The sequence below is a fragment of the Streptomyces sp. NPDC046977 genome, assembly GCF_040644455.1.
In the GTDB taxonomy this organism is placed as follows: Bacteria; Actinomycetota; Actinomycetes; order Streptomycetales; family Streptomycetaceae; genus Actinacidiphila.
Map to the genome: position 1 here is coordinate 1 of NZ_JBEYWO010000047.1, position 23553 is coordinate 23553.

Here is a 23553-nt window from a genome sequence, read left to right on the forward strand (position 1 = left end):
GGCCGATGTCGTCTACCGCAGGATGATCCGCGACCGGGATACCTCTCTGATCACCCCTGCTTGACACAGAGAGGTGCCGTTCGATGGACAGACCCAAACCGTGCCTCGATGAGAGCGTCGAGTTCGGCGATCTCGTCATCCAGGATCATCACCCCCTTCGCGAGGCGGACCACCATGGCGGCAGCCAGCTTTTCGCCGGGCAGGGCTGTGTGCTGTGCCTGGGCGGCGTCGACGGCCGTGCGGGCCAGCACGGTGGCACTGCGGACCTTCCGGTTCTTCAGCCACGTCTCAATCCGCCTCACCCCGGCGCGGCGGATCGCGGCCGGCGTCTGGTAGCCGGTCAGTAGCACGACCGGACCCTTGTTGGTCACGTCCAGCGAGCGCTCCAACGCAGGGAAGATCTCCAGTAGTTGTGCACGCAGTCGGTTGATCTGCCGGGTACGGTCGAAGACCAGGTCCAGGCGCCGAGTAGTCAGAGTGCGCAGATCGACCGCGACCTCATCGCCCGGCCGCAGCAGCCCGAGATCGCGCCGCACGCGAGCTTGGTCGGCGATGATGAATGCGTCCTTGGCGTCCGTCTTGCCCTCGCCCCGATAGGTGCCGGCTGCTCGGTGAACAGCCAGGCCGGTGAGATAGGCCAACGGCTGTTCGTGGCTGAGCAGGAGGCCGATCAGCAAGGAAGCGCCACCGTGGTTCAGGTCGACTGCCCACAGAACGTCCTCGGATATCGCCAAGACGTCACTGATCAGCTCCAACAATTCGGACTCGTCGTTCAGGACGCGGCGCGACAGCAGTCGCTCGCCCTCAGTGTCAATGACCACGCAATGGTGATGCTCTTTGCCGATGTCCACTCCGGCCCAGATCTCGGGCACGGCCACCTCCGCCAGCTCGTCGTACATAGGTCCCGCAGACGACCTCGCCGACGTTGCCCTACGCAGCGATCGAGTCGCGTCTCCCAATTAGCGGTCGAGAGTCGTCGCAGGGTTCCGGGCGGCCAAGCCCCCTGAGCCATCCGGCGGCGGAACAGTCACAGCCATACCTGGAACCCCTGGGTTCCGCCGATCCTACGAGTGACCGGTGCGAACCCATAAAGAAGGTAGGGCAACAGTCATACCGGGCCCGGAGGCCAGCGGCCCCATTGCAGGACCGCAAAAAAGATAACGGGGAGGCGGACACCCCCGGCCACTGCCCCTGCCACTGGGCCTTTCCGTCGCCGGGCCCGGTCTGGCCAAGTCCCGTCGTCATACCGTTGTCGGCACCAACTCGTCTTCGGCAGAGAGCACTTTCGCCGCAGGGCAACTGTTGCTGCACGACAGCTATTGCCGGGTGCAGGGACTGGGGAGAACGCTGTGCGTCCGCAGCCCCGCACTCTTTTGATGAGTTGCCCGCTCCCAGCCGATCAGGGTCGACAGCAGCAGCGCAAGCCCAACGCCGGCGAGCTTACAATCCCTGACCGTTCGTCGCGTCCCACAGTGACGCGCCCACAGCGCTCATGACCGCCTCCACCTCACGCACCGACTCCGCAGGAAGCCGCCCGGCCCTGGCAGCGTGAAGGCGCCTGGACTACCGGGCCAAGACCGCACTCATCGGCATCGTCGACACCCTCGCCGCGGAAGGCCGGACCGTCGTCATCTCCACCCACGACGTCGAGTTCGCCGCCCGCGCCGCCGACCGCGTCGTCGTCATGGCCGAGGGCGACATCGTCGCCGACGGACCCACCGCCGACGTCATCGTCGCCTCACCGGTCTTCGCCCCCCAGACCGCCAAGATCCTCGCCCCGCTCCCGTTCCTCACCGTGCAGCAGGTCACGACGGCGCTCGCCACGAACCAGGACGGCGAGGCACGCCCATGACACCGCTCTCCGCGCCCGCCATCCGGCTCACCCCCCGAGCCGGCATCGTCATCGCCCTGGCCGCGTTCCTCGGACTGGTCGCCTTCTTCTGGCCGTTCGTCGTCGCACCCGGCAAATTCGGCGCCGCCTACACCCCACCACTGATCTTCGGCGTCCTGCTCGTCCTCGTCCTGAGCGTCGTCCTCTCCGAAATCGCCGAAGGCGGCATCAACTCCAAGGCGCTCGCCATGCTCGGCGTCCTGTCCGCCGTCAACGCAGCCCTGCGCCCCCTCGGCGCGGGCACCGCCGGCATCGAGACCGTCTTCTTCGTCCTCGTCCTGGCCGGACGCGTCTACGGCCCCGGCTTCGGCTTCACCCTCGGCTGCACCTCCCTGTTCGCCTCCGCCCTCATCACCGGCGGCGTCGGCCCCTGGATGCCCTACCAGATGTTCGGCTGCGCCTTCGTCGGCATGCTCGCCGGCTTCCTGCCCCGCGCGACCGGCCGCCGCGAAGTGCTGATGCTGGCCGTCTACAAATCCCTGTCCGGATACCTCTTCGGCTTCCTGCTCAACCTGTCGTTCTGGCCGTTCTCCCTCGACCCCAACAGCTCCATCGCCTACCTGCCCGGGCTGCCCTTCACCGAGCAGTGGCACCGCTACGTCGCCTTCGACCTCGCCACCTCCCTCGGCTGGGACACCGGCCGCGCCGTCACCAACTTCGTCTGCATCCTCCTGGCCGGCCCCGCCGTCCTCACCACCTTCCGCCGCGCCGCACGCCAAGCCCGCTTCCAAGCACCCGTCCGCTTCGCCCCGAACGGACGCGAAGAGCCGTGACGCGCCGGTTGCGGATGCGGTGTCCAGCCGTGGCCGGTGGCTGATCTTGAGGGCGCACGTCCGGTCACCCGGTAAGCGCTGTGCCGACGAGCTTGGCGGCTTCACCGGCTGCCCGTGCACGCAAAGCCTGCCGGCCAGGTCGGAAGACGCGACGTGAACCTGCGGAAGGCGGACGGTCCGGCCATCCGATCGGATCCGAAGAAGCATGGGGGCTGTGAGCCTTCGGGACGTGGGGATCGGGGAGCTGTGACTCTTCTGCGCACTTCGGTGGGATGCAAGTTCATCTGGCCGTCTTGTAAAGGTCGGTAAGACGCCCGGTTAGTTGTACAGAGTGCCGTTTCGGCGCCGCCTTTCGGCGGGCCGTACTCCGCCCTCAGCCGGGCCGCACCGAAAGATCCGCACCCTTGTCCCTTCAGCCGCTTGCCCGCATGAGGGCTCTGGTCCGGCCGACGCTGGGCACCGCGCTGGCAGGGGTCGCGTTGGCGATCTGCTCAGTTATCGCCGGGCCTGCTCCCTCGGCGGCCGCCCACCCGTTCGGCCCACCGTCCACTGCCGAAGTCAGTGTCCAAGGCTCCCGCCTCGTGATCGCGTGGAACACGGACAAGCTCGACTGGGTGGCGCTGGGCGAATCGCTCAATGTGTTCAGCGGGAACTCCGCGAACCTGTCGTTCGCGGAGCGCCTGCAGAAATCGCCCGCCATCCGCGACTACCTGCTCAAGCACATCGCCGTGGCCCAGGCAGGCCGCGCCTGCCACGGGGCTGTGATCGGGGGGTTGGAGGACTTCCTGGCTCGCGGAGCGCAGGTCGCCTTCGACTGCCCGGCACCCGTGGTCGACGTGGACGTCACGATCAGCTCCCTCACCGATCTCCATCCGGCGTACCGGACCATGCTCACCTCTGCGGGCCCTGCCGAGCCGCAGCAGGCGCTGTTCACGTCCGCTCGGCCGACCACGCACGTGCGGTTCACGGCTTCGGGCGGCAGTGTCCAGAAGACGGTCGCGGTCTTCTCCGTCGGCACCCTTCTCGCCGCACTGGCCATCGGTGGGTTCGCCCTCTGGCGGTCGCGCCGCCGCAAAGCCGCGCGGTTCGGCAGCGGTTCCCCTTCGGTTCAGCAATCCCCAGCTGCGCACGACGCAGCACTCGCCGACACCGGCGCCGGTTCCAGGAGCAACGCATGACAGGGGTAGGAAGCCTCGACAACCACCTGCTCGCCCTCTTCGACGGCGGGTCCCTGTTCTGGTTGACCCTGATCGTCGCACTCGGCGTCGGTGCGGCTCACGCGGTGGCCCCCGGCCACGGCAAGAGCATCACCGCGGCCTATCTGGTGGGGACGCGGGGACGTTGGAAGGACGCGGTGCGCCTCGGCGTGATCGTCGCGACGATGCACACGTTCTCGGTTCTCGTTCTGGCCCTGCTGTGGGTGGGGGTCAGCAGCACGGCGGTCAGCACCCGGACCGCGACGGCGTGGATGCAGGCCGCGGCGGGCGCGGTCGTCGCGATCGTGGGCGTGGGTCTGGTGTACCGGCACCTGCGTGGCCGCCGGCACTCGCGCGGACACGGGCATTCTCACGGCCACGAGCACACCCATGGGCACAGCCATTCCCACGACCACACCCATGGGCACGGCCACAGCCACGCGCACCACAGTCACGACGGGGCGTCGCAGGATGACACCGCCCACGCCCACCACCATGCGGAGCAGTTGACCAATCCCTGGTCCCGCCAGGGACTGGCGGCGCTGGCCCTCTCGGGCGGTCTGCTGCCGTCACCGTCGGCGTTCCTGATCTTCGTCAGCGGGTTGCTGACGGGCCGCGCGCTCGGGGCCCTGGCCATCGTAATCACGTTCGGGGTCGGGATGGCGCTGACGCTCACCGGTGTCGGTGTGGCCACCATTCGGGGATTCTTGCTCGTCGAGCGGCAGTTCCGAGGCCGGACGGCCACGGCCAAGCTGCGGGCATGGACGCCCCTGCTGGCCGGTGTGGCCGTGGCGACGGCGGGCTGCTTCTACATCTTCAGCGCGGTTTCCACGTTGCAGGACGACGGGGAAACCTTGGTCCCGACGTCCAGCACGGTCGGGCAGCCGTAGCCGCAGCCCGCCGGTCGAGGCCGCGATGGTGCCCGGCGGTACTCAGGGGGTGGCGCCGGCCGGTTCCGCGGTGACGTTCTGGGGGGCGTCGGGGGGTGGTGACGGGACGATGTGCGCCCGCACGCTCTTCATCAGCGGCTGGTCGCTCTGTGTGCTGTAGTCGGCTGCCCCGATGAGTACGTTCATCTCTGGCATGTAGCCGGCGGCGCAGCCCGCGGGGAGGTCGTAGGCGATGGCCTGGTAGCCGGTGAGCTGCCGGCGGGTGCCGTCCTTGGAGGTGCTGGTGATGTCGACGAGGGTGCGGTCGGCGATGCCGCGGGCGCGCATGTCGTCGGCGTTCATCAGGACCATGGTGCGCAGTCCGGTGATGCCGCGGTAGCGGTCGTTGTCGGAGTAGATGGTGGTGTTCCACTGGTCGTGCGAGCGCATGGTCTGAAGGACGAGGGTGCCGTCCTGGGGGACGGTGTCGGGCAGGGGCGCGGCGGAGAATTCGGCGCGGCCGCTGGGGGTGAGGAAGACCAGTTCGCGTGCGGGCTGGCGGATGCGGAAGCCGAGGGGCAGTCGGACGCGGCGGTTGAAGTCCTCGAAGCCGTCGAGGACCTGGGCCATGGTGTCGCGGATGCGGTCGTAGTCCTCGATCCAGCTCTCCCACGGGGTGGCGCTGTCGGGGAGGGCGGCGCGCGCCATGCCGGCGATGATCGCCGGCTCGGAGAGCAGGTGCGGGGAGGCCGGTTTCTTCATGCCGACCGACAGGTGCACCATGCTCATGGAGTCCTCGACGGAGGTCGCCTGGATGCCGCGCCGCTGGAAGTCCTTCTCCGTCCGTCCCAGGCAGGGCAGGATCAACGCCTGCCGTCCGTGGGCGAGGTGGCTGCGGTTCAGCTTGGTGCTGACGTGGACGGTCAGCTCGCAGCGTGCCATGCCCTCCCGGGTGTAGGCGGTGTCCGGCGCGGCCATCACGAAGTTGCCGCCCATGCCGATGAAGACCTTCACGCGGTCCTCGTGCATGGCGCGTACGGTGCCGACGGTGTCGAGGCCGTGCTCGCGGGGCGGGTCGATGCCGCACACGTCGGCGAGGCGGTCCAGGAACTGCGCGGTGGGCCGGTGGTCGATGCCGCAGGTGCGGTTGCCCTGGACGTTGCTGTGACCGCGCACGGGCGAGGGCCCGGCGCCCTCGCGGCCGAGGTTGCCGCGCAGGAGGAGGACGTTGACGATCTCACGGACGGTGTCGACCCCGTGCTCGTGCTGGCTCACGCCCAGGCACCAGCTGATGAGGGTCCGGTCGGAGCGGGAGTAGACGTCGGCGGCCTTGAGGATGTCGGCCCGCGGGAGACCCGACTGGCGTTCCAGCTCCTCCCAGGTGGTCGCCTCGCAGACGGCCCGGTACTCCTCGAAGCCGTCCGTGTAGCGGTCGATGAACTCCCGGTCGATCGCCTTGGGGTCGTGCCGGGCCTCTTCCAGGACGGCCTTGGCGATGCCCCGCAGGAGCGCCATGTCGCCGCCGATGCGCACCTGCAGATTGAGGGTGCTGGTCCGGGTCGACTTGAACAGCGCCATGTCTGTCATCTCGTGCGGGACGATGGTCCGCGTCGCGGCCGCTTCGACCAGCGGATTGACGTGCACGATCTGGGCGCCCCGCCGGTAGGCCTCGGCCAGGGCGGTGAGCATGCGCGGAGCGTTGGACGCGGCGTTGACGCCCATGATGAACAGCGCCTCGGCGGTTTCCCAGTCCTTCAGGTCCGCGGTTCCCTTTCCGGTGCCCAAAGCGGCCTGCAAGGCGCGGCCCGAGGCCTCGTGGCACATGTTGGAGCAGTCCGGAAGATTGTTCGTGCCGAATTCCCGGGCCATCAGCTGATAGAGGAAGGTGGCCTCGTTGCCCAGCCGTCCGGACGTGTAGAAGGCAGCCTCGTCCGGGCTGTCCAGGTCGCGCAGCGTTCGTCCGATCAGGTCGAAGGCGCCCTGCCAGGAGATGGGGACGTAGGTGTCGCTGTCCGGGTCGTAGACCATCGGTTCGGTCAGCCGGCCCTGGTCCTCCAAGGCGAACTCGCTCCACTCGTCGAGCTCGGTGACGGTGTGCGCGGCGAAGAACTCGCGGGTGACGCGCTTGGGGGTCATCTCCCAGGTGACGTGCTTGATGCCGTTCTCGCAGATGTCGAGCTTGAGGCCCTTGGTGTCGTCGGGCCAGGCGCATCCGGGGCAGTCGAAGCCGCCGTTCTCGTGGTTCATCAGGAAGATCGCGCGCGGCCCGTCGACCATCGCGCGCTCGCGCAGCAGCACGCGGGTGACACTCTTCGCCGCACCCCAGCCTGCCGCGGGATGCGTGTACGCCTCGTTGCCGTGGCTCTCGCGATAGGTCTTCCCGTCATGGCGAATATTCATCTTTGTCAGACTAGTCCTGTTCGCGGTGGCCGCATTTTTGTGCGCTTGCCCTTGGCTCGGCCATTCGGAGACTGGGCCTTGCCTCACAGGTGGTGACCGGGTCCGCTCTGTGGGTACGCGAACGCCCCCGGACCGGTCGGCGTCGTCCGGGGGCGGGCGGAGCGAGCGGGGGGTCAGTCGGTCTGGGACTCCGCGGGGCGCAGGTTCGCCGTCCACTTCTCCTCGATACGGCCGAACTTCCACACCAGCAGGGCCACGAGCCAGGTGGCGAAAAACAGCCCGACGATGACAAAGCCGATGATGTTGAGGTCGAGGCCGGAGACCCAGTCCCAGAACGCGCCGTGCAGGCCCGCCTTGTCGGCGATGAGCCCGAGCAGCTCGACAGTGCCGATGATCAGGGCGACGGCGACCGACAGGCCGGTGATGGTGAGGTTGTAGTAGACCTTCCGGACGGGCTTGGAAAAGGCCCATTCGTAGGCGAAGTTCATGAACGAGCCGTCGATAGTGTCCAGGAGCGACATGCCGGGCGCGAAGAGCACGGGCAGGCACAGGATCGCGTACCAGGGCAGTCCGGACGCGGCGCCGGAACCGGCGAGGACGAGCAGGGCGATCTCGGTGGCGGTGTCGAAGCCGAGCCCGAAGAGCAGGCCGAGCGGGTACATCTGCCAGGGCTTGGTGATGGACTTCATCAGCCGCCCGAGGATCCGGTTCATGAAACCGCGGTTGTTCAGCTGCTCCTCCAGGGCGGCCTCGTCGAAGTGGCCCGAGCGCATCTGCCGGAAGACCTTCCAGATCCCGGCGAGGATCAGCAGGTTGATGAAGGCGATGACGTAGAGGAACGTGCCGGATACGGTCGTGCCGATCCAGCCGGTGATGTCGTGCAGCTTCGAGTTGTCGTCCTCGAGCGGGCTGGCGAGTGCCTTGACGCCCAGTGACAGCAGGAAGGCCAGCCCGAAGACGATCGAGGAGTGCCCGAGGGAGAACCGTCGGCCATGCAAGATGCCCACCGACCTGCACTCTTTACTCTGCGCACCCAGCTTCACGTTGCGTTACCACCGAATGTGAGACAGGGCCGTTAAATTGACACACCCGCTGGACGCGGACGACGACGAGGAGGAGTCGGAAGACCAGGCCTAGGTAAGACGGCGCCCGCGCCGCTCACACCCAGACCGCTGGGCCCTCTCCGCGCCACTCGAAGAGGTTGGGGTCGGTGAAGTCGACCTCTTCCGGGCCGAGGCCCGCGCGGCGCAGGAACTCCAGCAGATCGATCGGGCTGTAGGCGACGCCGAGGACCGTGCCGTCGACACAGACGCGCCGGCCCCCGACGTCCAGCGGCGGCTCCACAATCACTCGGCACCCCATGATTCCAGGATGCGCGCCGCGCCTGCCAGGCGCAGGCTGGGGAGTGCGACCCCGCCCGCATTGCCTGCGTGGCGGGGCCGCCCGGATGAGAGGTCCGGTGCGGCCCCCAACCTCCACAGATGGGACCGCGCCGGACCTCCGGATCACCCAGCCGGACCGCTCGCTGAGCGCGCCTGTACCAGGCCGGGCAGGCTGAGGAAGCGAGCGGTCCTCGCAAAGGGCCCCCACCACTGTCCAGGAGTGGTGGGGGCCCGCCCATCACCCCCGTGGCGGCACCCGGCGCGCAGACGGGGCCCACGGCTTGCAGACTCGTTCGTGGCGGGCCCCGTTTCCATCCCCCAGCGGGGCCCCGACCGTGATGCGGCCCCCGCCACAATGGCGTGGCGGGGGCCAAGCTCATGCCCGGCCACAGAGACCTGGGGGCCCGATGCAGGCCTCTCGGGGCGCGGGGCTACTGTTGGGAATAGAGGGCTCCGCTCGCCCCCCGTTGGGCGGAGCCCTCGCTGCCGGACGGCAGGAGGCCCCCACCGGCTCGACACGGTGGGGGCCAGCCGCTCTCTGATATCGGGGAGCAGCAGCGTGCTCAGGTCTTGATCAGCTGCATCTCGATCGCGAGAGCGCCGAACGCCTCCTTCTCCGGCGGGTAGATCGCGCGGATGTTGGCCAACTGCTCATCGCGGGACGCCGTCGGATTGACGTTCGCAGCGCCCTCCCCGTCGAGTAGGGCCTCGAAGTCGTCGTAGGCCGTGACCCGCTTCACGAGCACGTCGCACGACTCCTCGGTGCCCTTGATGCGAAAGCGGATCACCTCCCCCGCGGCGAGATCCGCGAGGTGCGGGTACCGCACCCGGACCTCGATCGACTTGCGGCCGGCGGCGACCAGGTCGAAGTACCGGCGGTACAGGTTCAGCTCACGAACACGGACGGCGCTGCTCATCGGGTAGGCACACTCCTGGTAGCGGGGGCGGTCATCATGCGGCCAAGCTCGCCGGCCGAGTACGCCCGGAAGAAGTGCCGGGGGTCGGAGAGCAGGACCTCGGCGAGGGCGAGCAGTCGGTCGACGTACTCGGCCAACGACCCGGGCCACTCTCGCGTATCGAGCATCCACGGCTGCGCGCCGTCCGGCAACGGGGCGCGGCCCTCGCGGATGAGGCTCTTAGACAGCTTGGCCCCGGTGTCGGTGACGATCTGCGGGCAGTACAGGCGGGCGGGGAGCTGCCCGAGGGACAAGCCCACGGCCTGGAGGGCGCCGTCGACCAGGTTGGAGCCGAACACCCAGTCGCCGCCCTTAACCATGACGTACAGCGTCCCGCGGTCGGCGGTGAGCGTGAGCTCCTTGACGAGGTTCCGGTACAGGGTGGCGAGGTCGAGGTATCCGCCCCCGGTCGGGGTGATGGCCACCTCGTAGGGGCCGTGGCCCAGGCACACCGCCTCGACGATCGCGCCGTCACGGCTCAGATGGACGCGGGTGCGCTGCGCGTACTTCTCCGCCCATCCGCAGCCTGTCTGGGGGCAGGGAACGCGGACGTGGGGGAGGCCGGTCGACGGGGCCAGCCACCAGCTGGCGGCAGCCATGCGGGGCAGCACGCGCAGCCACGATTGCCGGTAGTGCTCGCTCGCCTGCTGCTGGGTGTACGTCTCTACGCGGTACGGGACGGCGAGCCGTTCGGACAATGCCTGAAACAGGGGGCGGTAGAGCCGGCCGACCTGGTCGGTGATGCCCGTCACGCCGAGGGCGTGCGCGTAGTCGAGCTGGTAGCGGTGACCGCTGGCGTCGTCGGTGACGATGGAGTACGGCGCGTTGTCGAGGGCGCTGAACAGGACCTCGACGGGGAGCGCGTACCGGGCGCCTACGCGGGCGGCGACAGCGAAGGCGAGGGACTGCACCAGCGACGTGCCGATGTGGGGCGCGCCGTTGATCTGGGTGCCCACCACGAACACGATGCGTTCCGGGGCGGCGGCGCGGATGCGCGGGGCGAGAGCGTCCTCGGCGCTCGTTAAGGCGTTCGCGAGGACGGTGTTCGGTGAGACGGGGTGCAGGGTCATGATCCCCCCTTGGTGAGGTCGACGGATACGGGAGTGCACTGCTTCGAACCGGCGTGAATGACCAGGCGTATGTCCGGGCCGGACAGGCGAGTGACCCGGCGGACGACGCCGTCCTCGGTGTGATGGCCGCAGGCGGCGCAGGTGCCCGCGGCGTGCTCGGGCTCGCCGTCCCACATCGGGCTCATGCCGACGCTCGCCTTCCGCCGCAGCGATCGCACTCGCACGGCGGGAACAGGCTGGTGATCATCGGACCGTCGGCGGCCGGGACGGTGCGGGTGATGGGCAGCGTGCGCTGCATCGTCTTCGGGTTCACCCTGTAGATCCGGACGATCAGGCCCGGGTGAACGGAGGCGTCGTTCGCGGTGGTCGTCACGCTTTCACGGTGACCCGGTCACGATGTCTCGCGCGGCGTCTGAGAGGGCGCGCGGTGCGCGTCCGCTCTGTCACCACGGGGCCGCATACCGGCCTTCCGTCCTCACGAGCCGCAGCGGCGGTGGCGAGATGTTCGCGTTCCAGCTCGGTCCGGCGCTCATCGATCGCCCGGCCCCGCACACTCAGCCAGTCGATGAACTCGTGCTCGATCCCGGGGCCAGTTACATCACCGGCCTGCGCCCGGCGGTAACGGTCCGGGGCTCGGTCGCCAGACCCAGCGCCTGGCAGACCTCGCTCATCACCAGCTCGTTGAACAGCGCCGACCACGCCGCGGTGTTCTCGAAGAACACCGCGGTATCTGCCGATCCCCACGCGCCGTCCGGGCGACGGCACTTGACCGACACCAGCAGATGAACGTGCAGCAGCGGGGTCCCGGCCCGGGAGGTGTAGTGCCGGAACGCGACCGCGGCCAGACCGCCGGGCGGGTGCGCGCGGCGGATCCCGGCCCGGCCCCAGCGCACGATCGCGTCCTGCTCGACTTCCGCCAGGACCGGGGCGATCGCCCGGTCGACCGCCGCCTCGATCAGCCGGCGCGTCACGTCATCGCCCAGCGCCCACAACGCCTGCACCGACCCCGGCGGGCGAAACACCAGATCCACCCCGGTACGCGTCACCGCACGCCCCAACGCCCCGGCCCGCCACGCAACGCCGGGCGGGTCACCAGCCGCCAGCCGTGCGGCCACCAGCTGCTCGGCGTCGGGGTGCCGGGCCTGCCCGAACAGCTGCCGCAGCTGCGACTCCGTGACGATTCCAGCCGGCTCCAGGCCCAACGCGGCAAGACCCTGGCCCGTCCACCGCCCCGCCGGCACCCCCGCACCCACCTGCGCCCGCCGCAGCCCCGTCCCCGCCGAACGCGCGGTGTCGCCGGTCACGACATGCCGCAGGAAGTACCGGTACATCTGACCCGAACTGACCAACCCGATATCCATCACGCCAACCAGCCCACACCAGCCAGCACGGCAGCAGGCCGGGCACGGCCAGGACTTCCCGCACACCGGAACCACCCAGCCAGCAAACCTCACCGGCATCCCGCACCACGGACCGCGACCGGGACGAGGCAGGGAGCCGAGTCCTACCGCTCTCCGGCAACGGTCACTCACCAGGGTTGCCCGCCCGGCCAGCGCCGTCATGTGGCCTGCAGCCACCGCCGACCAGGCGAGCCCCCTCAGGCTACGGCCCCGCCGTCAGCCCCCTGGCCAGGCCATCCCAGCAGCGGTCAGCCCACGACGTCACCCGGGTCGGCCCCGGCCCCGCGCGGCAGGTGACGCGCCCACCGCTGATGCGCAGCCTGCCGGGTCGCGTTCACCGCCGCGCCGATCTCCTCCCACGTCGCGCCCTGCCCCCGCGCCGCCACCCCCGCCGGCGGCGCCTGCCGACCGATCAACGCCTCCAGCCGCCCGATCGCCCGCAACACAGCCATCGGCTCCGCCTCCGCCAGATCACTCAGCAGCACATCCAACCGGTCCACCACACCTGCCAGCTCTTCCCGCGCCCCACCCGCCACGTCAAGGCCCCTTCACAACACCCGTCAAGATCCCTTGACACGATACGTAAAGACCCCTTGACATTGCAAGATCGATTACCTCAAGTCCCCTTGACGCCAGGCAGTACAACAACCGCCGCTCAGCCACTCCCCCACCGATGCGCAGCCGCGCCCTGCCATTCCACCCAGCGCGGGTCGTCGACTACCAGCTCCGGGTCCGGCAGCCCGGCCGACCGCAGGATCAGCAGCAGGTCGTGTTCGGAGAACGCCGTCCCCACATAGTCGTCCTCCACGCAATCGGCGCGGTGCATCGTCACCAGCCGCCCGCCCCGGGGCGACGGGCCGTGCACCACGAACCGCGCATCATCCACCCCTCCAGCCTGCCGCACTCGGTGCGCAGCTGCGCACCGCGTCCCGCGCACGGCGGGCAGCACACCGCCGCCGCGATCCGAGCGACGGCCACGCACCCGCACGCGCGTCACCAGAACTCACCACCCCGCGGTGAGCTTGCATGAACACCGCGCACCGGCGTCACCGTCGCCGTCCGGTGCGCAACAGGGCCCCAACGCCCCCACGCGGCGGCCCCCACCCCGGTACTCACCGCCCCGAGACGCAGGCGGTGAGTACCGGGACGGCAAACAAGCCGGTGAGGTGTCGCGCCCGGTCGTTCGCTCATCAGGTCAGCCCGCCCGGCGGTGCGGAGCCTCCTGAGGATCCCCGACGGGTCGTGTCGGCGACGTGTTCTCCACGACCACCGGATCGTCCTCCCAATCGCGGTCGATCAGCGTGCCCAGGCATTCGTCGCACTGGTAGTCACCGCCCTCCATCTCGGTCATGCTCTCCGCCGGCCCCGCCAGGTCGCAGCCCCCCGCGCACGTCACTTCCCTGTGTGCATCCGCCATGCATCCGACGGTCCGTGCCCCACCCATCCCCGGGCAGGGGACCCGGGGGTCGCACCGGCGCGTACAGACAGCTCAACGCCCACGCAGCCCCACACGCCTCACGCACGGCTTCGGACGTCGGTTGGGAGTGTCGCTCGGCCGCGGCTCGGGGCGGGCCCGCAACGGCAGACAAGGGGGCCCGGCTCGCGGCCATGGGCCTCCCGGGTCCATCGCTGGCGCCGCACTGCGGGCTCAGCTGTCGTCGGCCAGCGCCGCGCTCCGGGAGTCGGTCACGGTGAAGCCGTCCATGGTCCCAAGCGCGGTCAGCAGCCTGACAACCTGGCGCTGCAATGGACCGAGCAAGACCAGACGGCGCCCGGCGCCGTCGTGGTGGCGCTGAGCCCTCATCAGCAGGTTCAACAGGGCGCTGTCACCAAAGGACACGCCAGACAGATCGATCACCGTGACCGGAAGGGCGGCCTCGGCGGCCTCTGCCCACGCAGCGTCCAGCAGGTCCGAGCCGTGCCCGTCGACCTCACCTCGCACCGTGATCTCCAAGGCATGCCCATGCGCAGTGAGCGTGACCCGTGCCCCAGCCCCTAATGCCATGCAAGATTGTCGCAGCCCGAGACAAACGCCGTCCACGCCGCCGTCCCGCACCTCCGGCCTCGCAATGGCCTCCCGCCCGGTGCAGGCGCATCCTGAAAGAGCGGCCCCGCTTGGAAAGGCTGCCCCCTTGGCCCAGAGCGTGACCGCCCCCAAAACAAATAGACGCCGCACTCCCGCGAGATCGATGCTCCGCATCACCCGCGCGATCCGCTCGTGGTTGACCCGCCGGCCTTCCTCGCGGTGCTCGGCGGTGATCCTGGGGACGCCGTAGGTGCCGTCCGATTCACGGTGCACGACCCGTATCCGCGCAGCCAGGCAGGCGTCGGGCGGCCCAGTCCGCGGCCGTCGCGCGCCAGTAGTAATAACTGGAACGGGCGATACCGAGAATGGTGCACAGCCGCTCACGCCATGGCGGCGCTGGTAGTCGGCAACGAATTGGAAGCGGTTCAGGAGCCGTCAACTACCTACTGAGGTTTTCAGGTCGGGGTCGGTGGGGTGATGGTCAGGCCGGTTCCGGCAAGGCAGCCGTCAATGAAGCCGGGTCGCAGCTGAATGTGTCGCAGTCCGCGCCGGAGGATCTGGGTGAGGTGGTCGGGGTCGGTGAAGGCGGCGTTGGCCATCGGTCCGCGCCGCAGGAGCGACCAGATGCCTTCCACCGGGTTGAGGTCAGGTGCGTAACTGGGCAGCTGGAAGACGGTGAGCCAGTCGTGGTCGGCCGCGTACTGCTTCATGCCGGCGGCCAGGTGAGTGTTCAAGTTGTCCCACACCAGCACGACCGGGCCACCGAGCTGAAGGTGGGCCCGGACGGCCAGGTCGCGGTAATCGGTCCACGCGAAGCTCTTCCGTGCCCCTTTGAAGGGCAGATGGAACCGGGGACGGTAGATCAGGCGCGGTCTCTCGCCCGGTCTGTAGCAGCACAACGCGGCAACCGAAATCCGCCGCCGGGAACGTCCGCGGACCCTCACCACGGGCGTGTGGCCTCGCCGGCCCCAGGTGCGTGCGCGAGGCGGCGTCATCGCGAACCCGGCTTCGTCCTCAAAGACGATCCAGGCCCCGAGCGCCGCCGCGGTGCTTCCACCAACGGCACACCTCCTTCTTCCACAGCTCCACAGCGCCCTCGTCACGCTCCAGCGCCCGCCGGGCTGGGCTCTGCCACGACCAGCCGTGCCGTTTCAGCAGCCTCCAGACCCCGGCCACCGACAAGGGGATCCGGAACCTGCGATCGATCACCGTCTGGACCCGGGCCAGTGTCCACCGCTGGTCTTCCCAGCCATGCGAGGCCGGCCCCCTGCCCAGCTCGTTCTCCAGGACCGTGAACTGCTGGGCGGAAAGCTTCGGTGCCTGACCCGGGCCAACCGACCGCAAACCCTCGATCCCGTCCTCACGCCAGGCCCGGCGCCACCGCTCCACGGACCGCTCGCTGACCCGTAACTCCCTCGCGATCGCCGCAGTCTTCTCACCACGAACGAACCGCGCCGCGGCCTCCAGCCGGACCTGTTCACGAAACGCCCGCCGCTCAGCGGTCAGGCCCCCACCCTGCGCATACCGCATGACAACGGCATACCGCAGGAATCACCACCCGTCACCACCCGACGCCCACACGAAAATCTCAGTAACTACTGCCGGGTTCGGGCCCGCCGAGGTTGGTGATGTGATAGGTCGGCGGCGTCTGTGGGATTCGGAAGCAACCCTGGCGGTACTGGACGTTAAAGTTCACAGCGATCCTGCCAGCACTTGGACGAGCGGCAACGCCGTCTGTATATGGCATCCGAAGCTGCCGCTCGGGCACGGCGGGATCACCGCAGTGGCCAGGCTGGCGGAGGTATCGGAGTCGACCATCGCGCGAGGCCGTGACGAGCTCGCATCCAGGCGGGCGCCGGGGGACTGTTCGGCTATTCCAGGTGGAAATTGTTGTGGACGTCGATGGGGTAGTTGATCACGCTGCCGCCGCAGACGATGAAACAGAATCCGGGCAGCGGGGCAGGGCCGGACGACACTTCGACGGTGGCAGTGTCGTTGGAGGCGCTGCACTCGTCGTTGCCGTTGTAGGCGGCGGTGATGGTGTGGGAACCGGTGGTGGTGAAGCTGGTGGCGTAGGTGGCCCGGCCGTCGGCGGGGACGGGGACGGTGGCCAGGAGGTCCGGGCCGTCGAAGAAGGTCACGCCGAGGCCTCCGCTGGGGTCGGCGTTGCAGCTGACAGTGGCGATCAGCTCGACGGGAGCGTTCAGTGCTGGCGCAGAGGGGGTGACTTGCAGGTCGGTGGCCGACGGCTCAGCGGCCACTGCGGGAAACGCCAGGATGCCTGCTGCGGCTATCGCGGCCGCGGTCACCAGGATCCACTTGTTTCGCTCGTATCCGCGTATCACGGGCTCGCCTCCTCGTTCAGCAACAGAGAGTTTCCCCGTCGCTACTTTACGCGATCAACACGGTACGGCGGTCGCGGTGCTGTCGCATTCCAGAGGGCTGCCTCGTCATTCGTCGGATCCTCATCCTCCACGGGGGTGCGGGAGGCCAGCGGGCGGGCACTGATAGACGGGTATGGGTCTGACTGTTGCTGGCGCTGCCCGCCATGTCACCGTCGTGTCCGGTGGCGGACGGCGGGTGTGATGCGGTCATCAGCGCGTACGAAGCGGCGCAGACTTGCCGTGGGTGCGACCTCTGCGGGTCCGTTCAGCGGTGAGCATGCTGCTGAGGGTCAGCATGCAGCAAGGCCCGGCAATGCGTCGGGTGGTGACGTTCCGGCTTTTACGGGACAGCCTTGCAAGCGCCCCGATATTTCTGCTGCGTTCCGCTTCCGGGAGGTTCGGAAGGTCGTCGCGCCACGCGCTTCAGATTGACTAGAGCTGGCACCAGTGGCTGCTATTGGCATCGCTGAGGCCACCCCAGGCAATGGGAAACGAGGGGAACGTCGGCGTTGACGGACGCGTGGGGCAGGGGTGGTGGGTACCAGGCGGATGAGCGTGACCGTCCCGGCACGGGAGCGGTCCCCATGGGCAGGTCTCGGCCGCCGCTACCGTGACTGTCGCCGTGGCGTTCGAGGCGAAGCAGTTGTCGTTTCCGTTGTACGCAGCGGTGATCGTGTGGGTGCCGGTGGTCGCGAAGGTCGCCGTGAAGTTGGCTTGCCCAGTGGTTCCGACGGGCACGGTTGCCAGGGTGTCGGCGCCGTCGAAGAAGGTCATGCCGAGACCGCCGTTGGGATCGCCGGTGCAGGTCACGGTCGCCGTCAACTGCACAGGCGCCCCGGTGGCGGCAGTCGAGGGCGATGCTTGGACGGCCGTCGTCGAGGGTACGGCTGCCGCTGCCGGCGAAACGAAACCCACGATCGCTGCTATAGCCGCAAAGGCTCCGGCCTTCCACGTCTTTCGCGATTCCCAACGCTTCACGAAAATCGGCTCCTTGTTCGGCTGCAGTCGGCAGTTCGTGTCGAGGAGCGTCGCGTTACGTCCCGCTGTCAGGTGCCGCATTCCCGGGGAGCGGCGGCCTTTCACCCGCGCGGGTGGGCGGCGCAGTGAAGATCTGGGCGGTCCATGCAGGATCCATGGCGGACAAGCACTCCCTTTTCCTGGTCTTTCCGGGAGCTGTCCGCCGTTGAACCGGTGGGGATCCGCGACGGGGAGTGGTGGACCGTTCCCTAGATGACGGGAGGAGCAAGGCGAGCGTAGGTAAGTGAGTTGCTCGTACCCCCCGGGGTGGTGACGGTGACGGGAACGGGGCCCGGGGTTCCGGCGGGGGCGAGTGCTGCGATGGCCGTGTCGGACAGAACGGTGAATGCTGCGGATGCGGCACCGAAGTGGACGGCGGTCGTGGTGGACAGTCCCGTGCCGCTGAGAGTGACGCCGGATCCCGCATCGGTTGGTCCCTGGGCCGGGGAAAGCAGACTGAGGACCGGTGTTCCCACGTAGGTGTAGATGACGGAGTTGCTCGTACCCCCCGGGGTGGTAACGGTGACAGGGACGGCACCTGTTCCCGCAGGGGTGACCGCTGTGATCTGCGTGGGCGAGTTCACCGTGTACGACGTGGCGGCCGTACTGCCGAACTTCACCGCCGTCGCCGCGCTGAGGTCTGTACCGGTCAGGACGACGGTCGTACCGCCGGAAGCCAGCCCCCCACTCGGCGAAACCGAGATGAGGAAAGGCGCATTCAGGTAGAAGAAGTAGACGGGGCCGGTGGTGCCGCCTGGGGTGGTGACGGTGACGGGAACGGCGCCCGACCCCGCAGGGGCGACCGCCGTGATCTGCGTGGCCGAATTGACCGTGAACGACGTAGCGGCCGTACTACCGAAACTCACCGCCGTCGCCCCACTCAGACCCGAACCCGTCAAGACGACCGTCGTACCACCCGAAGCCGGCCCCCCACTCGGCGAAACAGACGTGAGAACAGGCACCGCCGTATAGGTGTACGTCACCGCATTACTCGTACCCCCCGGCGCCGTGACCGTGACAGCCACCGCACCCGACCCCGCCGGCGCCACCGCCGTGATCTGCGAAGCCGAGTTCACCGTGTAGCCCAGGGCCGGGTTGGCGCCGAACCTGACGGCGGTGATTCCAGTGAAGCCGCTTCCGGTCAGGATGACGGTGTTCCCGCCCGCCGCGGGGCCTGTATTGGGTACGACCGACGTGAGAGCGGGAGCGGCGGCGATGGCGGTCGGTTGTGCCGGTCCCGCTGGAGGAGCTTTGTCTTTCACGGGGTTCTCCGTACGATGTCGGACCGGCCCGGAGGCCTGTCGTTAGTCTTTTCTCGGGCCCGCGCGAGCCGGGAGATCCGTCCCCCGCTCGGGTCCGGTCCATGGCGATGTGCGGGCCGGGGCCCCGGCCCGTGTGGGGCTTTCCGGGCCGGGGCCTGGGAGGCGGGCGGAACCCGATGGGTTACCGTCCGCTCCGGGCCGGTCCATGGGGCCGGCCGCTGGGGTGCGGTCAGATGCCCGGGCCCGCGACGTAGGTGAACGCGTCCGTTGCGGTCGCGCTGCCCGCGTCGTTGGTCACGACAACATCGACGAGTCCGGCGGTCCCAGGAGGTGTGACCGCCGAAACTGCGGTGTCGGAGATCACGGTGAAGGGAGCCGGGTTGCCGTCGAAGGTGACCGCGGTGGTGCTGGTGAGACCGGTGCCGGACACGGTCACTGACGTGCCGCCGGAGGTCGGGCCCTGCGCCGGGGCGACGGTTGTCACCGTCGGGGCTGCGACGTAGGTGTACGAGAGCCCGTTGTTGGTACCGCCGGCAGTGGTGACGCTGACACCGACCGAGCCGGCCGCGCCGGCCGGGGCGGCGACGGTGATCTGACCGTCGGACACCACCGTCGGCACCGCGGTATTGGCGCCGAACGCGACGCTGGTGGCACTGGACAGGCCGGTGCCGTTGATGGTGATCGTCTCGCCGCCTGCTGTCGATCCGTTGGCCGGGCTGATGGTCTGCTTGAACGGCGCCCCGACGTAGTAGAACGGGATCGGGTTGCTCGTTCCGCCCGGGGTGGTGACGGTGACGCCGACCGCGCCGCTACCGGAGGGCGAGACGGCAGTGACCTGGGTGGGCGAGACGTTGGTGACGGCGGTCGCCGGCCGTGTACCGAACCGCACGGCGCTGGTGCCCGTGAGGTTGGTGCCGGTGATGGTGACCAATGTGCCGCCACCGCTGGATCCTTGATTCGGGCTGATAGGCATGAGCTGTTCCTCCTCGCTCGGAATGCGGTACATTGCCGAGCAGTGATGGGGCGTTCGGTCCGCGCACGTCCCTAGTGGGTGCGAGCCAGCTCTCGTGTCCACTGGCCAGGTGGTAACCCGATGGCCCTTGCGCCCGAAAACTTGATCGGCGGTGTGCACCCGTCGACGTCAAGCACAGGGGCCTATCGAGGGAAGAACAGCCTGTCAGGCGCAAGTTGCCACCTGATCAGGGGCTTGCCCACGTCCGTTTGCCGAGCCGAATGCCGCTGATACGGACACTTCGGAGTAACCCATAAGGGTGACCGAACAACAAGGCTTCAGCCCCAAAGTCAACCAATCGAGCGAGCGCCACGGCGTGAAGTGACGCGTTTCAACGGCGTACTCAAGATTTTCTTTTCATATGCCAATCAGATGCGGCATCGTCGATCAATTCGATGTGAATCCACCGCACCTCGACAAACGGCCCCCACACACCGGCACCGGAGCGGACTCCTAACCAGGCCCAGCTCGGACCGGGTTGCGAGCACGGGACCGCCACGGTCTACCAATAGCCGGCATCGACAGCTGAGCTCCTGGCATCCTGGGAACCGGACCATGCCACTGCCGCCGAACGGCTCGCGGACCATCGAGCAGCGGCGTGAGGCCGGACTTCCGGCCGGCTCCCCCGCCAGCGCCCTTGCCGAGGAACACTGCGACGCCCTGGTGACCATCGACTGGCGCTCCGCCGTCCGTGACCTGGCGGCGCAGCTACCGCGTCCAGGCGCAGCACCTCAGGTAGGAGCAGTTGCTGCCTGCGCCCGTGAGCTAGGCCAAGCTGGGCCAATTCCTCGACAACGCACGCCGCCGCCCGACGAACTCACCGAAGAACAGCGAGCCAAAGTTGAATGGGCGTGACATTGACCGCGTCCGGTCGTTGAACCTGGCGACAACTGCATGTCGCCGCGAGTCCCCTGACACCTCTCCTCGTGATGCCGGGGGATTCGTAGCAGCGCCTGGCTTCCCGCTGGACGAGGCGGTGGGCATCGAAACCGTACTCATCGGGCAAAACCGGACCAGCGCGGATCGTCTCTGTCCGCGGGGAGCCGGGCCGCCTTACCCACCGGCATCGGCTGCGTCCCCCGTCGGGGCATAGCCGATCTTGCTATTCCTGCGTCTTGTGGCCGTCCGGCATCTGCCCCTGCGAGCCGTGATGCGATCACCGCCGGTCCCGGCTCGGCGAGACTCACCAGAGCCTCCGAGGGGCGATGAAGGTGGATGGGCCACGACGTGGGGATTCCGCCACCTTGATCGGCTGGGCCCCGAGAATGGACGCCATCTCGGCAACCGACTGCCCCGCACCACGACCGAACGTCGACCTCCTCGGAGCCCGTCGGATGCCGTCGCCGGGGATCCGTTGTAGCGGGTGCGGGGCCAGCCTCCCGGACCAGGGAACAACCCCAACAGGCGCCATCGCACAGTGTCATATACGGTAACCCTGCGTGTCTGTGGGAGTCTCGTGCCTCTGACATTTTCCAAAAACACGTGTCTGGCCTTCACCCCTGAAAGGAACACCAGTGAACGCTCGATTTGGCGTGCGCCGAGGCAAGGCGCTCGCGGTCATAGCACTGACTGCGATAGCGGCGTCGATGGCCTCAGGATCGGTGTCTGCTCTCGCAGACGAGAGGGATCTCTTCGCAGACAACTGGGGCGTGATCACCCGTAACACGATCGGCTCTCCCGTCGCCATCCTGAGGAACGGACCGGTCGGCTCGTTCGGTGTGACGGGGCCCGCCTCGCGGCCGCCCTACGGCACCGGCAGCCTCGGTATCGAGGTCGCAAACGACTCCACCACGCTGACTCCCCCCAGCGAGAAGGTCGACTTCGGCAACGAGGTCGACTTCTTCGGCGACCCGGTCCTGGGCCTGAACAAGGTCGGCTTCCACGTCTTCCAGACCAGCGAGAACGTCGGCTACGGCGGCCCGACCAACATGCCGAACATCAGGTTCGAGATCGACCCGAACATGACCACCGGCGACAACTACTCCACCCTGGTGTGGACCCCACCCGCGTCCCCGGTGGTGGACCGCTGGAGCCCCTACCTCGACGCCACCACAAGCGGCACCTGGTTCCTCACCGGCAACGAGACCTCATGCACCCAGGCCACCCCGTGCACGTTCACCCAGATGAAGGCCTCCTTCACCGGCGGCATCGCACCGCCGACCATCCTCACCGCCGCAGTAGGCAAGGGCCGCGACAACCTGTGGACCGGCGCCATCGACGGCCTCCGCATCAACCACCACATCTACGACTTCGAAGCCGACGGCGTCAAAACCCGCCTCCAGCTCATCGGATAAGTCGGCAAGCCCTCAAGACCACCGGTAGGTCCTTGCGCCCCAGCAGCCAGCTGCGCGTATCCAGAGCCCCCTGAGTGGCGCACCCCCTTCGGTCCCGCCCCCCACCAGGGACGGGACCGAAGGCACTCCTCCTGGCAATGACGGTCCCACCCCCGTCGTGCTATTTCTCCGGTCTGCTGGGGGCCAGGAACCGAGCCGATCCCCGTTCTGCAACGTAGCAGAGACAAGTGCACAGAGTCGGCGGCCCGGACCACGCCACTTCCTCGTGCCGGCACAGACACCAGGCCGGACCACCGGTGATCTTCAGTCACCCACAGCCGATCCACCCGTGACAAGCCTTACCGGCAGGTTCCACCCTTTCGGCCCCACCCAGGCCCGGTGCAGCACCGTATCTTCTTCGCGTACCGGGGATCTGACCGGCCAGGCGCGCCCGGCCCCCACCCCGCCGACCCGCGCGCCCCGGCTCGGATTCCGCACGGGCGGCGGGGCCCCACCCGCCGCCCGGTTCCCTACGCCCCCGCTCGTGCTCCCTTGGGCGGAGTTGCCCCCGCACTGTCGGTCTTGCCGGCCGACTACGGAACCAAGGTCCCCGCGGTTGAGCTGATCTTCCTGCCGGATCTCGCGGCTGAACACAACGTCCGCACCGAATGCTGATACGGCCCCTGCAGGCGGTGTGCCGGGCACCGTCGTACGCCCGAGCCCGGCATACGGGGTCGAGGAGTTCACGCAGGCGCCCACGCCCCGGGTTCGGAAAGGTTACATTCCCCCTCCCCCACGAGGGGAGCCGGGACAGTGCCCCTGCTCCCCTCGCCCTCCGATCCCACGTTCGACCTACCAGGAAGTGACCAACAACCTGTGCGAATCCCGCACCGAAGGCCGGACACGACAGGCGCGGAGGAACGACACCTCATGTCCGGACACCCCGAGGCCATACGGCGCTGCAGGCCGCCTGTGATGACTCAGGCGTTGATGCAGACGTTCCCCAGTGCCGGGTTCAGGAGACTGAAACCGGGGACGGGAGTGATGGTGTTCCCACAGAAGTTGAACGGGAAGCTCCGCGGCAGTTGAAGAATGTTGCCACTGGCAAAACCCGGCGAGCCGACCGCAGCTGCCCTGGCGGAAGCACCACCAGTGCCATATCCACCATCGTCGGCGAGCGCCCCACTCGCGCCACCAACGGCCGCCGCAGCAGCCGTCGCCGTCAGAACGACCGTCCTAGCCAGATTACGCATGCTTTCTACCCCAATCGCTGTACACGTCCACTGCTACTGCCGTAACCAACGCACCACTCCGTACACCGCAACGCCCCCTCACTCAAACAGCCCACCACCACCACCCACCCAGCCGCGAACACCCCTCACAACCAACCGTCGGCAGTGCCTCTCGGACTAGCGGGCACGACCCACCTGATCCTCTACGGCACGCTGATCCGACCGCTCACCGGAACCTGTGACCAACAAGGGCTCCACCCGAGCCGGCCGCGGTATCCATGTCCCGGTCCGGCGTGCGAAGAGCCAGCTCGAGCAAGCAGATCTTGCGCACGGACCACGAACAACCTGATCAGCGGCATCCGAGTTCCGTCGAACGCGCTGCCGCCGCGCGGGGAAGTCCACCGCAGAAC

Annotated in this window: 21 protein-coding genes and 4 pseudogenes; 5 read left to right on the top strand and 20 right to left on the bottom strand. The window is 68.4% G+C overall.

Going from position 1 to position 23553, the window contains the following annotated elements; genetic code table 11:
* Positions 1-95 precede the first annotated feature (95 nt).
* Positions 96-899 (bottom strand): annotated as a pseudogene (locus ABZ883_RS39490) (IS110 family transposase); the annotation flags it as partial.
* A gap of 659 nt (positions 900-1558) precedes the next feature.
* Between ABZ883_RS39490 and ABZ883_RS39495 the strand changes: the two are divergent.
* From ABZ883_RS39495 to ABZ883_RS39510, 4 genes and pseudogenes are all read left to right on the top strand, one after another.
* Positions 1559-1852 (top strand): annotated as a pseudogene (locus ABZ883_RS39495) (cobalt ABC transporter ATP-binding protein); the annotation flags it as partial.
* A complete protein-coding gene (locus tag ABZ883_RS39500; RefSeq protein ID WP_360915860.1) occupies positions 1849-2664 on the top strand; it encodes an ECF transporter S component in 816 nt (271 codons plus the stop codon). The pseudogene ABZ883_RS39495 and the gene ABZ883_RS39500, both read left to right, overlap by 4 nt.
* A gap of 581 nt (positions 2665-3245) precedes the next feature.
* Positions 3246-3842: a hypothetical protein gene (locus ABZ883_RS39505; RefSeq protein WP_360915863.1), complete on the top strand. Its 597-nt coding sequence runs from the start codon at positions 3246-3248 to the stop codon at positions 3840-3842.
* On the top strand, positions 3839-4750 hold the full coding sequence (locus ABZ883_RS39510) for a hypothetical protein (RefSeq protein WP_360915866.1): 912 nt from the start codon (positions 3839-3841) through the stop codon (positions 4748-4750). The genes ABZ883_RS39505 and ABZ883_RS39510 overlap by 4 nt, the downstream gene beginning before the upstream one ends.
* 42 nt (positions 4751-4792) lie before the next feature.
* Here ABZ883_RS39510 and ABZ883_RS39515 read toward each other — a convergent pair whose 3' ends face one another.
* From ABZ883_RS39515 to ABZ883_RS39600, 18 genes and pseudogenes are all read right to left on the bottom strand, one after another.
* On the bottom strand, positions 4793-7129 hold the full coding sequence (locus ABZ883_RS39515) for an FdhF/YdeP family oxidoreductase (RefSeq protein WP_360915869.1): 2337 nt from the start codon (positions 7127-7129) through the stop codon (positions 4793-4795).
* 173 nt (positions 7130-7302) lie between these two features.
* Positions 7303-8112: pseudogene (locus ABZ883_RS39520) on the bottom strand (HoxN/HupN/NixA family nickel/cobalt transporter); the annotation flags it as partial.
* 175 nt (positions 8113-8287) lie between these two features.
* Positions 8288-8491: a hypothetical protein gene (locus ABZ883_RS39525; RefSeq protein WP_360915872.1), complete on the bottom strand. Its 204-nt coding sequence runs from the start codon at positions 8489-8491 to the stop codon at positions 8288-8290.
* A 583-nt stretch (positions 8492-9074) separates the two neighbouring features.
* On the bottom strand, positions 9075-9428 hold the full coding sequence (locus ABZ883_RS39530; protein ID WP_360915875.1) for an ASCH domain-containing protein: 354 nt from the start codon (positions 9426-9428) through the stop codon (positions 9075-9077).
* Positions 9425-10537, bottom strand: coding sequence for a hypothetical protein (locus tag ABZ883_RS39535; protein ID WP_360915878.1), 1113 nt, complete (start codon positions 10535-10537; stop codon positions 9425-9427). The genes ABZ883_RS39530 and ABZ883_RS39535 overlap by 4 nt, the downstream gene beginning before the upstream one ends.
* A complete protein-coding gene (locus tag ABZ883_RS39540; protein WP_360915881.1) occupies positions 10534-10722 on the bottom strand; it encodes a hypothetical protein in 189 nt (62 codons plus the stop codon). The genes ABZ883_RS39535 and ABZ883_RS39540 overlap by 4 nt, the downstream gene beginning before the upstream one ends.
* Complete coding sequence (locus ABZ883_RS39545) at positions 10719-10910, bottom strand: hypothetical protein (protein ID WP_360915884.1); 192 nt, start codon at positions 10908-10910, stop codon at positions 10719-10721. Before ABZ883_RS39545 ends, ABZ883_RS39540 begins: the two co-directional genes overlap by 4 nt.
* A 220-nt stretch (positions 10911-11130) precedes the next feature.
* Positions 11131-11898, bottom strand: coding sequence for a MobF family relaxase (gene mobF, locus ABZ883_RS39550; protein ID WP_360915887.1), 768 nt, complete (start codon positions 11896-11898; stop codon positions 11131-11133).
* 287 nt (positions 11899-12185) lie between these two features.
* Positions 12186-12473, bottom strand: coding sequence for a hypothetical protein (locus tag ABZ883_RS39555; protein ID WP_360915890.1), 288 nt, complete (start codon positions 12471-12473; stop codon positions 12186-12188).
* 119 nt (positions 12474-12592) lie between these two features.
* Positions 12593-12823, bottom strand: coding sequence for a hypothetical protein (locus ABZ883_RS39560; protein WP_360915893.1), 231 nt, complete (start codon positions 12821-12823; stop codon positions 12593-12595).
* Between the two features lie 309 nt (positions 12824-13132).
* Complete coding sequence (locus ABZ883_RS39565; protein WP_360915896.1) at positions 13133-13288, bottom strand: hypothetical protein; 156 nt, start codon at positions 13286-13288, stop codon at positions 13133-13135.
* Positions 13289-13585: 297 nt separating this feature from the next.
* Positions 13586-14347 (bottom strand): IS3 family transposase, encoded by a 762-nt coding sequence (locus tag ABZ883_RS39570; protein WP_360915899.1) that lies wholly within the window; start codon positions 14345-14347, stop codon positions 13586-13588.
* 71 nt (positions 14348-14418) lie between these two features.
* Entirely contained in the window at positions 14419-14958 is a 540-nt protein-coding gene (locus tag ABZ883_RS39575; protein ID WP_360915946.1) for a transposase, read from the bottom strand.
* Positions 14955-15493 (bottom strand): annotated as a pseudogene (locus ABZ883_RS39580) (winged helix-turn-helix domain-containing protein). Before ABZ883_RS39580 ends, ABZ883_RS39575 begins: the two are co-directional and overlap by 4 nt.
* A 341-nt stretch (positions 15494-15834) precedes the next feature.
* Positions 15835-16308 carry an Ig-like domain-containing protein gene (locus ABZ883_RS39585; protein ID WP_360915902.1) on the bottom strand — a complete coding sequence of 158 codons (474 nt, stop codon included), beginning with the start codon at positions 16306-16308 and terminating at the stop codon, positions 15835-15837.
* Between the two features lie 471 nt (positions 16309-16779).
* A complete protein-coding gene (locus tag ABZ883_RS39590) occupies positions 16780-17325 on the bottom strand; it encodes an Ig-like domain-containing protein (protein WP_360915905.1) in 546 nt (181 codons plus the stop codon).
* Between the two features lie 248 nt (positions 17326-17573).
* On the bottom strand, positions 17574-18626 hold the full coding sequence (locus ABZ883_RS39595; RefSeq protein WP_360915908.1) for an IPT/TIG domain-containing protein: 1053 nt from the start codon (positions 18624-18626) through the stop codon (positions 17574-17576).
* A gap of 229 nt (positions 18627-18855) precedes the next feature.
* Entirely contained in the window at positions 18856-19599 is a 744-nt protein-coding gene (locus ABZ883_RS39600; protein ID WP_360915911.1) for an IPT/TIG domain-containing protein, read from the bottom strand.
* A 1688-nt stretch (positions 19600-21287) separates the two neighbouring features.
* Here ABZ883_RS39600 and ABZ883_RS39605 point away from each other — a divergent pair.
* Entirely contained in the window at positions 21288-21932 is a 645-nt protein-coding gene (locus ABZ883_RS39605) for a hypothetical protein (RefSeq protein WP_360915914.1), read from the top strand.
* A gap of 959 nt (positions 21933-22891) precedes the next feature.
* Here ABZ883_RS39605 and ABZ883_RS39610 read toward each other — a convergent pair.
* Positions 22892-23164: a chaplin gene (locus ABZ883_RS39610; protein WP_360915917.1), complete on the bottom strand. Its 273-nt coding sequence runs from the start codon at positions 23162-23164 to the stop codon at positions 22892-22894.
* Positions 23165-23553: the final 389 nt, after the last annotated feature.

What these genes read in the sequence shown, in the direction of transcription:
- ABZ883_RS39500 (WP_360915860.1), top strand. Translation starts at nt 1,849, where the DNA reads ATGACACCGCTCTCCGCGCCCGCCATCCGGCTCACCCCCCGAGCCGGC.
- ABZ883_RS39510 (WP_360915866.1), top strand. Translation starts at nt 3,839, where the DNA reads ATGACAGGGGTAGGAAGCCTCGACAACCACCTGCTCGCCCTCTTCGAC.
- ABZ883_RS39515 (WP_360915869.1), bottom strand. Translation starts at nt 7,129, where the DNA reads ATGAATATTCGCCATGACGGGAAGACCTATCGCGAGAGCCACGGCAAC.
- ABZ883_RS39525 (WP_360915872.1), bottom strand. Translation starts at nt 8,491, where the DNA reads ATGGGGTGCCGAGTGATTGTGGAGCCGCCGCTGGACGTCGGGGGCCGG.
- ABZ883_RS39530 (WP_360915875.1), bottom strand. Translation starts at nt 9,428, where the DNA reads ATGAGCAGCGCCGTCCGTGTTCGTGAGCTGAACCTGTACCGCCGGTAC.
- ABZ883_RS39535 (WP_360915878.1), bottom strand. Translation starts at nt 10,537, where the DNA reads ATGACCCTGCACCCCGTCTCACCGAACACCGTCCTCGCGAACGCCTTA.
- ABZ883_RS39540 (WP_360915881.1), bottom strand. Translation starts at nt 10,722, where the DNA reads ATGAGCCCGATGTGGGACGGCGAGCCCGAGCACGCCGCGGGCACCTGC.
- mobF (WP_360915887.1), bottom strand. Translation starts at nt 11,898, where the DNA reads ATGGATATCGGGTTGGTCAGTTCGGGTCAGATGTACCGGTACTTCCTG.
- ABZ883_RS39565 (WP_360915896.1), bottom strand. Translation starts at nt 13,288, where the DNA reads ATGACCGAGATGGAGGGCGGTGACTACCAGTGCGACGAATGCCTGGGC.
- ABZ883_RS39575 (WP_360915946.1), bottom strand. Translation starts at nt 14,958, where the DNA reads ATGACGCCGCCTCGCGCACGCACCTGGGGCCGGCGAGGCCACACGCCC.
- ABZ883_RS39600 (WP_360915911.1), bottom strand. Translation starts at nt 19,599, where the DNA reads ATGCCTATCAGCCCGAATCAAGGATCCAGCGGTGGCGGCACATTGGTC.
- ABZ883_RS39610 (WP_360915917.1), bottom strand. Translation starts at nt 23,164, where the DNA reads ATGCGTAATCTGGCTAGGACGGTCGTTCTGACGGCGACGGCTGCTGCG.